At 74.6% G+C, this 12,718-nt stretch carries 11 protein-coding genes, 4 tRNA genes and 1 pseudogene; 8 read left to right on the top strand and 8 right to left on the bottom strand.

Features of this window, described 5'->3' with window-relative positions:
• The 5 genes from NBM05_RS06790 to NBM05_RS06810 form a co-directional block, all read right to left on the bottom strand.
• Positions 1–827: enoyl-CoA hydratase/isomerase family protein (locus NBM05_RS06790; RefSeq protein WP_254166072.1), on the bottom strand; the 827-nt coding region annotated here is incomplete at its 3' end.
• Between the two features lie 59 nt (positions 828–886).
• Positions 887–2,203, bottom strand: coding sequence for an HRDC domain-containing protein (locus NBM05_RS06795; RefSeq protein ID WP_254166074.1), 1,317 nt, complete (start codon positions 2,201–2,203; stop codon positions 887–889).
• Between the two features lie 256 nt (positions 2,204–2,459).
• Positions 2,460–3,029, bottom strand: coding sequence for a DUF3000 domain-containing protein (locus tag NBM05_RS06800; protein ID WP_254166075.1), 570 nt, complete (start codon positions 3,027–3,029; stop codon positions 2,460–2,462).
• Between the two features lie 72 nt (positions 3,030–3,101).
• Positions 3,102–3,548 (bottom strand): peptide-methionine (R)-S-oxide reductase MsrB, encoded by a 447-nt coding sequence (gene msrB, locus NBM05_RS06805; protein ID WP_254166076.1) that lies wholly within the window; start codon positions 3,546–3,548, stop codon positions 3,102–3,104.
• Positions 3,541–4,032, bottom strand: coding sequence for a hypothetical protein (locus NBM05_RS06810; RefSeq protein ID WP_254166077.1), 492 nt, complete (start codon positions 4,030–4,032; stop codon positions 3,541–3,543). Before NBM05_RS06810 ends, msrB begins: the two co-directional genes overlap by 8 nt.
• Positions 4,033–4,216: 184 nt before the next feature.
• Here NBM05_RS06810 and NBM05_RS06815 point away from each other — a divergent pair, with 184 nt between their 5' ends.
• From NBM05_RS06815 to NBM05_RS06825, 3 genes are all read left to right on the top strand, one after another.
• Positions 4,217–5,461 (top strand): alpha/beta hydrolase family protein, encoded by a 1,245-nt coding sequence (locus NBM05_RS06815; RefSeq protein ID WP_254166078.1) that lies wholly within the window; start codon positions 4,217–4,219, stop codon positions 5,459–5,461.
• A gap of 80 nt (positions 5,462–5,541) precedes the next feature.
• The gene (gene zapE / locus NBM05_RS06820; protein ID WP_254166079.1) at positions 5,542–6,618 is read left to right on the top strand and encodes a cell division protein ZapE; all 1,077 of its coding nucleotides are present in this window, start codon (positions 5,542–5,544) and stop codon (positions 6,616–6,618) included.
• The gene (locus tag NBM05_RS06825) at positions 6,618–7,361 is read left to right on the top strand and encodes a TSUP family transporter (RefSeq protein ID WP_254166080.1); all 744 of its coding nucleotides are present in this window, start codon (positions 6,618–6,620) and stop codon (positions 7,359–7,361) included. The genes zapE and NBM05_RS06825 overlap by 1 nt, the downstream gene beginning before the upstream one ends.
• Positions 7,362–7,445: 84 nt before the next feature.
• Here NBM05_RS06825 and NBM05_RS06830 read toward each other — a convergent pair.
• The 3 genes from NBM05_RS06830 to NBM05_RS06840 form a co-directional block, all read right to left on the bottom strand.
• Positions 7,446–7,517, bottom strand: a tRNA-Val gene (locus NBM05_RS06830).
• 30 nt (positions 7,518–7,547) lie between these two features.
• Positions 7,548–7,618: transfer RNA gene (locus NBM05_RS06835), tRNA-Cys, on the bottom strand.
• A gap of 54 nt (positions 7,619–7,672) precedes the next feature.
• Positions 7,673–7,745 (bottom strand) — tRNA-Gly (locus NBM05_RS06840).
• 277 nt (positions 7,746–8,022) lie between these two features.
• On the opposite strand from NBM05_RS06840, the gene NBM05_RS06845 reads away from it, so the two are divergent.
• The 5 genes and pseudogenes from NBM05_RS06845 to NBM05_RS06865 all read left to right on the top strand — a co-directional run bounded on the left by NBM05_RS06845 (position 8,023) and on the right by NBM05_RS06865 (position 12,597).
• A tRNA-Val gene (locus NBM05_RS06845) sits at positions 8,023–8,094 on the top strand.
• A gap of 140 nt (positions 8,095–8,234) precedes the next feature.
• Positions 8,235–9,122: a PD-(D/E)XK nuclease family protein gene (locus tag NBM05_RS06850; RefSeq protein WP_254166082.1), complete on the top strand. Its 888-nt coding sequence runs from the start codon at positions 8,235–8,237 to the stop codon at positions 9,120–9,122.
• Between the two features lie 22 nt (positions 9,123–9,144).
• Positions 9,145–9,864, top strand: coding sequence for a peptide deformylase (gene def / locus NBM05_RS06855; RefSeq protein WP_309248132.1), 720 nt, complete (start codon positions 9,145–9,147; stop codon positions 9,862–9,864).
• Positions 9,864–10,796 (top strand): annotated as a pseudogene (gene fmt / locus NBM05_RS06860) (methionyl-tRNA formyltransferase). The gene def and the pseudogene fmt overlap by 1 nt, the downstream one beginning before the upstream one ends.
• A 157-nt stretch (positions 10,797–10,953) precedes the next feature.
• Complete coding sequence (locus NBM05_RS06865) at positions 10,954–12,597, top strand: transcription antitermination factor NusB (protein ID WP_254166084.1); 1,644 nt, start codon at positions 10,954–10,956, stop codon at positions 12,595–12,597.
• Positions 12,598–12,718: the final 121 nt, after the last annotated feature.

Here is a 12,718-nt window from a genome sequence, read left to right on the forward strand (position 1 = left end):
CCCTCGTTCCCCGCGAGCCCGGAGGCGCCCGAGCCCCCGGTGGCCTCGGCGCTCCAGAGCGGGGCGTCCGGGTCCAGCGCGCCGGAGCGGTCCACCGCGACCTCCCCGCCGACGACGCCGGCGAACCACCGGATCGCCTCGGCCCGCGCCTCCGCCGTCCCGGCGCCGGACTCCGTCAGCGCGTCGACGATCCCGAGCTCGGCCGCGCGCTCCGCGGTGAGGGTGCGCCCGCCGTTGAGCGGGTCCTCGAAGATGACGCCCGCGGCGCGCTCGGGGCCGATGAGCCGGGGCAGCGCGAAGATCCCTCCCCAGCCGGGGACGAGCCCGAGCCGGACCTCGGGCAGGCCCAGCGCGGCGACCCCCGGGTGGCTGACGCGGTAGTCGGCGGCCAGCGCGAGCTCCAGGCCGCCGCCGAGCGCCGTGCCATTGACGCGCGCGCAGGTCGGCACGGGCAGGGCGCGGACGGCCTCGACGACGTCGTGCCCCATCTCGCCCAGCATCTCCAGCGGCGCGCCGGCCTCCCGCAGCCCCGCGACCAGGGAGAGGTCCGCACCGGCCGCGAAGGTCGGGTCCGTGCCCTCCAGGAGCACCGCGACGGTCTCGCCCGCCTCGGCGCGGCGGCGGGCCCGCCCCAGCGCGTTCAGCAGCGCCTCGAGCGAGCGGGGGCCCAGCGTCTCGGGCCTCTTCCCGGCGTCGTTGTGGAGGGTCAGGATCTCGAGGCCGCCCCGGCCGCCGGGGAGCTCGACGACGTCGCTGGCGACGCGCGTCACGGTCTCCTCGGGGCAGAGGTCGGTCAGGGGCGCGTACGGCGTCGCGGAGTCGGTCACGATCGTCCTCTTCGCTCGGGGATGATTGCGACCAGCTTAGCTGTAGCCGGGATCACAAACTAGTCGGTACCCGCGGTATCGGACGACGTCCTGCCGGCCATCGCCGGGACCAGCAGCGGCACCGTGTTGCGGATCTGCCACTCCCGGGCGCCCAGCTCTCGCAGCGTCTCCTCGATCTCCTCCGCGCCCGCCCCGGCGTGCTCCCAGCACAGGCGGCGCAGGTGGTCCGGGGTCAGCAGATTCTCCTGCGGCACCTCGAGGCGCTCGGCGCGGACGAGGAGCTCCTCCCGGGCGGCGGCGAGGGCGCGGGCGGCGTCGGGGCGCTTGGCGGCCCACGCCTTGACCGGGGGCGGGCCGGTGCTGGGAAGGTGCACGGGCGCGGGATCGGGGTCCGCGAGGGCCTCCTGCACGGCGCGGGTCCAGCGGACCGACTCCCGCTTGATCAGCTTGGTGTGGAAGCCCGGGATGCGCTGGAGGGCCGGGACCGAGCGCGGGAGGGCGCGGGCCGCGGCGACGAGCGCGGCGTCGCCCAGCAGGCGCTTGGGCGCGATGTCCTTGGCCTGGGCCAGGTTGTCCCGCTCCCACCACAGGTTGCGCAGGGCCGTGAGCTGCTGGGGCGAGCGCAGCGCGCGCAGCCCCTTGGTCTTGCGCCAGCGCTCCGGGTCCTGGGCCGGGTCCGGCGCGGAGCAGAGGGCTTCGAACTCCTCCTCGGCCCACGCGAGCTTGCCCTGGCCCTCGAGCATCTCGGCGATCGCGTCGCGGAGGTCGCGCAGGAGCTCGACGTCGAGCGCCGCGTAGTTCAGCCACGGCCGCGGCAGGGGGCGCTGGGACCAGTCGGCGGCCGAGTGCTCCTTGGCCAGCCGGTAGCCGAGGATCTCCTCGGTCATGGCGCCGAGGCTGACCCGGGCGAGCCCGGCGAGGCGGCCGGCGAGCTCGGTGTCGAAGAGACTGCGCGGGCGCATGCCGGTCTGGCGCAGGCTCGGCAGGTCCTGCGTCGAGGCGTGGACGATCCATTCGGCGTCGGCCAGCGCGTCGTCCAGCGGCCCGAGGTCCTCGAAGGCCTCGGGGTCCACGAGCAGGATGGGGGAGTCGCCGCGCTTGATCTGGACCAGGAACGGGCGCTGGCCGTAGCGGATGCCCGAGGCGCGCTCGGTGTCGATCGCGGCGGGGCCCTCGTGCGAGCCCAGGATCTCCGCGGCGCGGTCCAGGCCGCGCGGGGTGTCGACGACCTCGGGGATTCCCGCGAAGGGGGCGTCGAGCCGGACGACCTCCGGGATGCTGAGATCCGGGTCGAGCCCGAGCTCCTCCGCGGAGGTCAGCGAGTTCTCGCCGTAGGCGAGGGGGTCCGCCGCCGCGAGCTGCCGGTCCTCGGTCATGACTGGATCACGGGCTGGTTTCCGTCCTTCGCTTCTCGCCGTCGTGCCGGCCGTGCGGGGACGGCCAGGATCAGTTTAGGCCATCGGGACGGCGAGGGGCGTCGGTGGCGCTCCCGTCCCTGACGTGCGGGCATGGGTTCCGCCCCCGGGCGTGGGCCGCGACCCCCGGGCATGCGGCCGGCTCCCCGACTCGGACCCCGGCCTCCGGCATGCGCCCGGCTTCAGGCAAGCGGGCCCGATCCCGGTGCCGCGGCGCTCAGCGGTCGTGAGCCGCGGCGAGGCCCGCGGGAGGCAGCCCCGCGCAGGCGCACACGACGTCGCCCCACGCCTCCAGGTGCCGGCGCATGTCCGGTCCCTGGGGCGTCCAGGAGGCGCGCAGCTCCAGCTCGGTGGTCTGCGCGTCGCGGGACAGGGAGCCGAAGCCCTGGGAGAAGGAGCGCGTGGCGGTGCCGCCGGCGCCGCTGTGCCGGGCACCGCGGGCCTCGAGCGACTCGAGCAGCCATTCCCAGGCGACGTGGGAGAACATCTCCTCGGCAGCGACGTCGGGCTCGACGCCGGCCCGGAGGTAGGTCACCACGCGGAAGTCCCCGCCCCACGGCTCCGGCCGCGCCGGGTCGTGCAGCAGGATGAAGCGGCCGATGGCCAGCGGCCGGTCGGGGGAGGCGGGGTCCCCCACGCCGGCGGCGAAGCTCACCTCGTGCGGGGCCAGGCGGGCCGGCGAGTCGTGCCGGGTGAGGTGCAGGCCCGGGCGGAGCCGCGCGCGGCGCACCTGGTCCAGCGCTTCGCTGAACCGGGGCGGGGTCGCACGGGCCGGGCTGATGTCCACGCCCTCAGGCTATGCTCGGGCCCGCGACCCGACCGGTTGCCACGCCGAGGCGCGGGGCCGGGCGGGCCGGGGTCAGCCCGCGGCGGCCTCGCCGTCGGGGCGGAACTCGAGGGAGACCGAGTTCATGCAGTAGCGCAGGTCAGTGGGCGTGCCGAAGCCCTCGCCCTCGAAGACGTGGCCCAGGTGCGAGCGGCACGCGGCGCACTGCACCTCGACGCGCTCCATGCCCAGGGTCGCGTCCCGCAGGTACACCACTCGGTCCTCGGCGAGCGGGGCGAAGAACGAGGGCCAGCCGCAGCTGGCGTCGAACTTGGCCTCGGCGCTGAAGAGCTCGGCGCCGCACGCGCGGCAGTAGTAGGTGCCGGGGGAGTACTCGTCCCAGTACTCGCCCGTGAACGGCCGCTCGGTCCCGGCCTGGCGCAACACGGCGAACTGCTCCGGGGAGAGGATCTCGCGCCACTGCGCCTCAGTCCGCTCCACCGGGGCCCTGTTCTCGAAGGGATTGCTGTTCTCAGTCATCGACGTAACCCGTACCCCAGTAGAGGTGCAGCACCGGCACCCCCAGGGTCCTCTCTGCCTTGTTGGACCAGTGGATGTTGAAGGTGTCCTCGACCGGGTGCGGATCGGTGATGATGAGCACCTGCTCCGCGCCGTCGGAGACCTCCTCCTGCATGGCGGCCAGCGGGTCGCCCACGGCCGTGCGGCCCCGCACGGAGTACCCCTGGGCCCGCAGCTCCTCCACGGATGCGTCGAGGATGGCACGGGCCTCGGACTCCAGGGTCTGCGGGCCCTTCTCGGCCGAGGTGACGACGTCGACCGCCTCTCTGAAGTCCAACAGCGCGAGCTGGTCCAGAAATTCCAGCCACAGGTTCTTCTTCATCGCGGCGGGGACCATGAGGCGGATCTCGGTGGTCTCGTCCTCCTCGCGCGGGGCGAAGGCGTCGATGTTCTCGATGTCGGTCGGGCCCAGGATGGCCTCGGTCACCACAAGTACTGTGCTCATGGCCTCACCCTACCGGGCCGTCCGCGCCCGTCGGCGCGTCGCGCGCGCAACGTTCGCCCGCGGCGTCCTCCGCGGGGGAAGATGGGGGCTCGGGGGCGGGTCCGGGCCGCTGCGGGCGCGACGCGGCCCCCGGCGCGCCTCCGGCCGCGCGGGCGGCCTCCCGAGGCGAGGAGGAGAGGACGAGATGAGCGAACAGACGATGACCCGCCCGTGGCTGTCCGGGCTCCGGACGGGGCTGCTGGCGGGCGCGGGGATCGCGGGCGTCGGCGTCGGGGTCGTGGCGTCCCTGGCCGGGTACTACGCCCGGTTCGTGGTGACCCCGCCCAAGATCGGCGGCAACGAGGACCTGCCGGTGCTCGGCGTCGGCTTCGACACCGCCGCCCCGGAGGAGGGCCAGGAGCCGACCACGATCACCCTGCCCGCCAACCCCCACACGCTGGACCCCGGACGCTACCTGCTGACCTTCGACGCCGACCGCGGCAGCGCCGAGCTGGGCGAGCTGCTCAGCTACTCGCCCCGGCTGCGGACCGTGACCCGCTCGGTCGAGCGCGTGCACAGCGGGGACCTCTCCGCGGCCGTGCGCGGCCGATGGTCCGGTGCGGTCTTCCTGGACCCGCGTCACGCCGGGTACCGCTACGAGGAGGTGCCGCTCGAGCTGCCCGTGGGCCGGGCGCCCGCGTGGGTGGTCCCGGCGCCGGCCGGGTCCGACTGCGGGACCTGGGCCGTCATGGTGCACGGCCGCGGCGCCTCCCGCCGGGAGACCCTCCGCGCGCTGGGCTCGACGCAGCGCCTCGGCATGGCCAGCATCCACCCCTCCTACCGCAACGACCGCGAGGCGCCGCCCTCTGAGGACGGCCGCTACGGGCTCGGGTTCACGGAGTGGGAGGACGTGGACGTGGCGATCGAGTACGCGCTGGCCCACGGGGCGCGCGACGTCGTGCTCTTCGGCTGGTCCATGGGCGGGGCGATCGCGCTCCAGGCCGCGGACAAGTCCCGCTTCGCCGACAGGATCAGGGCGCTGGTGCTGGACGGGCCCGTGGTCGACTGGTTCGAGCTCATCCGGTACCACACCGAGTCGATGCGCCTGCCCCTGCGGATGGGGCAGCTGGTGGCGGAGATCCTCGCCGCCCCGCGCACCAAGCTCATGACCGGGTTGGACAGCCCGATCCTGCTGACGGACCTCGACTGGCTCACGCGCAGCGCCGAGCTGACGACGCCGACGCTGATCATCCACTCCGTGCACGACGACTACGTCCCGGCCGAGGCATCGGCCGAGCTGGCCGCCCGCAACCCCCTGGTCCACTACGTGCCCTTCCACCAGGGACAGCACACCAAGGAGTGGAACGTGGACCCGGCGCGCTGGGACCGGACGGTGACCGAGTGGCTGCCGCAGCACCTCGGCCGGACCGGGGACGACGACGCGGCCTAGCTCGGCCGAGGGTCTAGACTCGCAGTGGGCCGCCCGGGGCGCGCCCGCCACGTCATCCCCCAGCAGCGTCAGTGAGGAACATGGTGTCCGACTCGCCCATCCACCTGGTAGACCGCAGCCCGCGCGTCTCCGCCGAGGAGCTCCTGGCCGGGTTCCGGCCCTCCGAGCGATTCGGCGAGGTCTCCTTCGACACCTACATCCCCGACCCTGGCCAGCCCTCCCAGGAGGAGGCCCGGGAGGCCCTGCGCGGGTTCGCCGCCTCGGTCGAGGCGCCCTCGGGCGGCGGGTTCCTCGGTCGGCTATTCGGCCGCCGGCCAGCGCGAGCGGCGAAGGCCGGGATCTACCTCGACGGCGGCTTCGGCGTCGGCAAGACCCACCTGCTGGCCTCGCTGTTCCACGCGGTCTCCGGGCCGAAGGCGTTCGGCACGTTCGTGGAGTACACCAACCTCGTCGGGGCCCTCAGCTTCCGCAAGACGGTCGAGGCCCTCAGCGGCTACCGGCTCGTGTGCATCGACGAGTTCGAGCTCGACGACCCGGGCGACACGGTCCTGATGTCGCGGCTCATGCGCGAGCTCTCCGACGCGGGGGTGCGCCTCGCCGCGACCTCCAACACCCTGCCGGGGTCCCTGGGCGAGGGGCGCTTCGCCGCGCAGGACTTCAAGCGCGAGATCCAGGTGCTCTCGGACCAGTTCGAGGTGCTGCGCATCGACGGCGAGGACTACCGCCACCGCGGCCTGCCCGAGGCCCCCGAGCCGCTCGCCGCAGACGACCTCGAGGCGTCCGTGGCCGCGGCCTTCCCGGACGCCTCCCGGGTGGCCGTGGACGACTTCCCGGCCCTCGTCGACCACCTCTCCCGCGTCCACCCGAGCCGCTACCGCCAGCTGATCGAGGGCCTGCAGGGCATCGTGTGGCGCGACGTCGAGACGATCACGGAGCAGGCCGTCGCGCTGCGCTTCGTGGTGCTCGCCGACCGCCTGTACGACAAGGACCTGCCGATCGTCTCGACCGGCGTGCCCTTCGACCGGGTCTTCACCGAGGAGATGATGACCGGCGGCTACCAGAAGAAGTACTACCGCGCCGTCTCGCGCCTGACGGCCATGGGCCGCGAGGGGCTGCAGCGGGCGGCGGGCCCGGACCGGGAGGCCACCGCCCGGTGATGCTCGCGGTGATCTTCCCGGCGGTGCTGGTGGGAACGGTGCTGCAGCGGATCTGCGGCACGGGCGTGGGGCTGATCGTGGCCCCGACCTTCGCGGTGCTGCTGGGCGGAAGCCACGGAGTGCTGGTCACCAACATGACGACCTTCGTCTCCGGACTCCTGCTGACCCTCGCGCTCTGGCGGGAGGCGAACTGGCGGCAGTGGCTGGGGCTGTGCGCCGCGGGGGCGCTGGGGACGATCCCCGGTGCCCTGGCCGTGCGGTACACGCCGGGTCCGGTGCTGCAGCTGGTGGTGGGCGGCGTCGTCCTGCTGGCGATGGCCGTGATCCTGACTGGCGTCCAGGGGCGGCGACGCAGCGGCCGCGGGGTGACCGCGCTGGCCGGCGGGGCCGGTGGCCTGCTCAACGTGACGGCGGGCGTGGCCGCTCCCGCGATGGTGGTGTACTCGCGGATCACCCGCTGGGACCAGCGCGAGTACGCTGCCACGATGCAGCCGGTGTTCATGACCCTGGCCGCCCTGTCCCTCGGGGCGAAGGCGCTGGTGGGCGGGGTCGACCCCGAGCCGGCCCCCGGCCCGTGGCTGTTCGCCGGCATCGCCGCGACGGTGCTGGCGGGGATCGCCGTCGGGACGCCGCTCGCGCGCCGCGTGCCGGCCGAGAGGGCCCGGACGCTGGCGCTGGTGCTGGCCGGGCTAGGGGCGGTCGTCGCCGTCGTGCGCGGCGTCCTGGGGCTGCTGGGCGGCTGACAGGGCCGCCGGGCGACGGGATCCGAGACGGCCCCGGGAATGCACGAAGCCCCGGCTCCCATCGGGGAGCCGGGGCTTCTCTCGTGCGCGATACTGGGATCGAACCAGTGACCTCTTCCGTGTCAGGGAAGCGCGCTACCGCTGCGCCAATCGCGCTCATCACACAAGCGTACCCGTGTGCGTGCGAGGTGAGGACGGGATTCGAACCCGCGTACACGGCTTTGCAGGCCGCTGCCTAACCGCTCGACCACCTCACCATGTCCTGGTCGTGGAACTCAGGGCCATGCCTCACTTGCGTGGGGCAATCTGCGAGCGGTTGACGGGATTCGAACCCGCGACATCCACCTTGGCAAGGTGGTGCTCTACCAGCTGAGCTACAACCGCATGTCAGTCGTCTGCTTCTCACCCGGAAGTGATCGGCTCGCCGTTCCTTTCGGTCCGTCGCGCTGACAGATGAATACTCTACACACCTTCCCCGGGGATGCAAAATCGGCGGTGCAGCGGGGCGAAAACCCCGGAATTCCGGGGCGAAAGGGGGTGCTGGAAGGGGTGAAATGCCTGGTCGGGCCGGAATTGGCCGATGTGTCGTGCGTCACCACCTCGGGGGTGCCTCTCGAATTGACTCGTGGGGGAGGGTCCTCTAATGTAGTTCGAGTGCTGAGCGCGATTGGCGCAGTGGTAGCGCGCTTCGTTCACACCGAAGAGGTCACTGGTTCGAACCCAGTATCGCGCACGTAACACAGCTGTTGGACAGCTCGAAGAGGCCCCCGCCGGAAGCATCCGGACGGGGGCCTTTTTCGCTGGATCCCCGGCAGCTTCAGTCAGACGGATCGAGATCGTGCGCGGGCGCGAGGAAGAACCGGGTGATGCACCATGACCCAACCCAGGCTGGCGAGCCAGACCGAGCACGGGCGCATGTACGCCCGGTCCGTCGGCGGCGAGCTCGAGGTCCCCTCCATCACCACCGTGATCGGCCAGCAGGCGCAGGACCTGGGCGGCTGGCACGGGTACATGGCCGCCAAGGCCGCCCTGGAGGACGACCGGTCGATCCGCGCGGGACGCTCGGCGGGCCTGCGCCACGCCGTCATCCGCGACGCCGCGGGCGCGGCGGAGCGCTACCGGGACCAGGCCGCCGCCCGCGGCGACCGCGTCCACGACTACTGCGAGAACGTCGCCCTGCGCGAGCTGGGCCGGGAGCACGACGTCGAGGGCTCCCGCGAGACCCTCGCCCTGCACGCCGAGTCCGCCTGGGCCGACCGCTTCGACGAGTGGTGGGAGCTCTACCGCCCGGAGCCGATCGCCGCCGAGCTGACCGTCTGGAACCAGACCGTCGGCTACGCCGGCACCCTGGACCTCGTGGCCAGGATCGGCGGGCGGGTCTGCCTCATCGACTACAAGACCAAGGGCACCGACCGGAAGGGCCGGGTCAAGTCGCTCGACGCCAAGGTCATCATGCAGCTCGTGGCCGGCGTCAAGGCCGAGGAGTCCCTCGTGGACGCCGAGGCCGGCGGCTGGGAGCCGTGGCCCTACGCCGACGCCCCGGTCCTGCTGGGCGTCGCCCTGGGCGAGACCGAGGTCCGCGCCCAGCAGGCCAATCCGCAGCTGCTGGAGGGCAACTGGTACAAGTTCTGCGCGCTGCGCAAGGTGTGGGGGCACCAGCGCGCGCTCGAGCTGCAGTGCCAGGACCCCGCCCAGCAGCCCCTCATGGCCGTCGTGCCGCCGCCGCTCGCGGTGGACCTGCCCCGGAAGAACGCCAGCTAGCGCCGGCCCGCGAAGGAGACCCGTGACCATCCTGCCCATCCGCACCGTCGGCGACCCCGTCCTGCGGACGCCGTGCGACCCCGTGACGGCGTTCGACGCCGAGCTGTCCCGCCTCATCGACGACATGGTCGAGACGATGTTCGACGTCGGCGGCGTCGGCCTCGCCGGTCCGCAGGTCGGGGTGCCGCTGCGGCTGTTCACCTACGGGATCGAGGGTCCCGGGGGTGAGGTCGGCCACGTGGTCAACCCCGTGCTCGAGCTCGGCGAGGAGCCCCAGGAGGGCGGCGAGGGCTGCCTCTCCGTGCCGGAGCTCTCCGCCGAGTCGGTCCCGCGCCGGCTCTGGGCCCGCGTGACGGGAGTCGACCGGGAGAACCGGCCGGTCGTCGTCGAGGGCGAGGGGCTGCTGGCCCGGTGCCTGCAGCACGAGACCGACCACCTGGACGGCACGCTCTACCTCGACCGCCTCGAGGGCGAGGAGCGCCGCCGCCTTCTCCGGGCCCTGCGCGCGGCCGACTACGAGTCGCTGTCCGAGGGGGTGCGGCGCGAGCGCGGCGGGCGGACCGGCAGCGGCTTCGGCCCCGGCTCGGCGTTCGGCGCGGGCTCCTCCTTCGGGGCGCCGGCCTCCGGGCGCGGCTCCTCGTTCGGGGCGCCGGCCTCCGGGCGCGGCTCCTCGTTCGGTGCGGGCTCCGGGCGCGGCTCCTCGTTCGGTGCGGGCTCCGGCGCCGCGGGAGGGGATCGCTGATGCGCGTCCTCTACGCGGGCACCCCCGAGATCGCCGTCGCACCGCTGGACGCCCTGCTGGCGGCCGGGCACGACGTCGTCGGCGTCCTGACCCGCCCCGACGCCCCGCTGGGCCGCAAGCGGGTCCTGACGCCCTCCCCGGTGGCCGCGCGCGCCGCGGAGCTGGGGCTGCCGGTTCTCAAGGCCCACCGGTACGACGACGCCGCCCACGCCGCGGTCCTCGAGCTCGCCCCCGACGTCGCGGCGGTCGTCGCCTACGGCGCGCTGCTGCCCCGCCGGGCGCTCGACGCCGTCCCGCACGGCTGGGTCAACCTCCACTTCTCGCACCTGCCGGCCTGGCGCGGCGCGGCGCCCGTGCAGCGGGCGCTGATGGCCGGGGAGACCGAGCTGGGCGCCTGCACCTTCCTCATCGAGGAGGGCATGGACACCGGGCCCGTCTTCGGGACCCTCAGCGAGCCCGTGGGGCCGGAGGACACCGCCGGGACCATGCTGCGGCGCCTCGCGGCGTCCGGCGGCCCGCTGCTGGCCGCGACCCTGGCGGGGATCGCGGACGGCAGCGCCGGCCGCAGCCGCAGCGCGGGAGCCGACGCACGCCGCCAAGCTCGCGCTCGAGGACGGGCGCGTGGACTGGAGCCGCCCGGCGGCCGCGATCGAGGCCCAGGCCCGGGGCGCGACCCCGGAGCCCGGACCGTGGGCCACGCTGGAGGGCCAGCGGGTCAAGCTGGCCGGGTTGCGGGCCTGTCCGGCCCCGCCCGGGTCGGCCGGGGCGGGAGCCCGGCGAGGCGCGCCTCGAGGGCCGGGAGGTGCTCGGCCGCGGGCGACGGCGACGTCGCGGTGGCCAGCGTGCAGCCGGCCGGCAAGAAGATGATGGCCGCGGCCGACTGGGCCCGCGGCGCAGGACGACTCCAGCAGGGAAGCGTGAGATTCGCATGAGCCAGCAGCCACCACGATCCGGCGGCCCCGCCGCGGCGGTCCCGACGAGCGGCGCGGACGCGGCGGGGAGACGGCGCTCGCCGCCGCGACGACCGCCCCGGCGACCGGGACGACAGGCGGCGCGGCCGGGGCCGGGACGGAGGCTCCGCACGCCCCGGTGACCGCGAAGACCGTCGGGGACGCCCGGCGACCGGGACGACCGGCGCCGCGGCCCCAGGACCGCGACGCCCGCGACGGCTCGCGGCGCAACGCCAAGGGCCGCGAGCGCAACCGCGGCGGGGACCGGGACCGGCAGTACTCGACGTCGGCCCCGAGCCAGCGCCGCCGCGTGGCCGACCCCTCCCGGCTGGTCGCCTTCGAGGTGCTCCAGGCGGTCGAGACCGAGGACTCCTACGCCAACCTCGTCCTGCCCCAGCGCATCCGCCACCACCGGCTGGATCGCCGCGACGCGGCCTTCGCGACCGAGCTGACCTACGGCACCCTGCGCGAGCGCGGGACCTACGACGCCGTGCTGGCCCGCTGCGTCGACCGCCCCCTGGATCAGATCGACCAGAAGATCCTCACGACCCTGCGCCTCGGCGCCCACCAGCTGCTCGGCATGCGCACCCCCGCGCACGCGGCGATCAACCAGACCGTGGGGCTCACGCGCGGCGTCGTCGGCGCGGGCCCCTCGACCATGGTCAACGCCGTGCTGCGCCGCGTCTCGGAGAAGGACCGGGACGCGTGGGTCGCCGAGCTGACCGAGGGCGTCTCCGACGACCTGAGGCGGCTCTCGATCGAGCGCTCGCACCCGGTGTGGATCGTGCGCGCGATGCGCCAGGCCCTCGCCGCCCACGGCCGGGTCCCCACCGAGATCGACGAGCTGCTGGCCGCCGACAACCTCAGCCCGCTGGTCCACCTGGTCGCCCTGCCGGGCATCGGGAGCCTGCGCGAGGCCGAGGAGAACGGCGCCGAGCGCGGCCGCCTGGTCGAGGGCTCGGCGACCTACCGCCACGGGGACCTCGGGCGCCTGGAGTCGGTGCGCGAGGGCCGCGTGCGGGCCCAGGACGCCGGCTCCCAGATCGTGGCGCGCGCGCTCGCCGCCGCGCCCCTGGAGGGCGCCGACGAGGCGTGGCTGGACCTGTGCGCCGGCCCCGGCGGCAAGGCGGCCCTGCTGGGCGCGCTGGCCGCCCGCCGGAAGGCGTCCCTGGTGGCCAACGAGGTCTCCGAGCACCGGTCCCGGCTGGTCCGGGAGTCCCTGCGCGTGCTGCCCGAGGCGTCCTACGGCGTGATCACCGGCGACGGCCGCGAGATCGCGACGACGCTCGAGGACGCCGCCCTGCCGGAGCCGGTGGAGCTGGCCGTGGAGGCCTTCGGCGGGACCGGGGAGATCTTCGACCGGGTCATGGTCGACGCGCCCTGTTCGGGCCTGGGCGCGCTGCGCCGCCGTCCCGAGGCGCGCTGGCGCAAGTCGCCCCGCGACATCGCGGACCTCGTGCCGCTGCAGACCGAGCTGCTCCGGGCCGCCGTCGGCGTGACCCGGCCGGGCGGGATCGTGGCGTACGTGACGTGCTCGCCGCACGCCGCGGAGACGCAGAACGTGCTGCTGGACGTCCTGGAGGGCGGCGGCGTCGAGCTGATCGACACCGCCGCGGTGGTCCGCTCCGTCATGCTCGAGGCCCCGGAGCGCCAGGAGCTGGCCGGGCTCGAGATGCCGGGGGCGACGCCGGCCGAGGGCTTCGAGCGCGCGACCACGGTCCAGCTGTGGCCGCACGTGCACGGCACCGACGCGATGTTCCTGGCGCTGCTGCGCCGGGTCTGACCGGTCGGGCGCGAGCCGCCTGGCGTTGCCGCGCCGGGCCTGACGGGCCCGGCCCGCCCCGTGCCGCGGGACGCCTCGCGGCAGGCCGGGCCCGGCCCGGGCCCGCACCGGGGGAGCCCCG

The sequence above is a fragment of the Rothia santali genome, assembly GCF_024199905.1.
Lineage (GTDB): Bacteria > Actinomycetota > Actinomycetes > Actinomycetales > Micrococcaceae > Rothia > Rothia santali.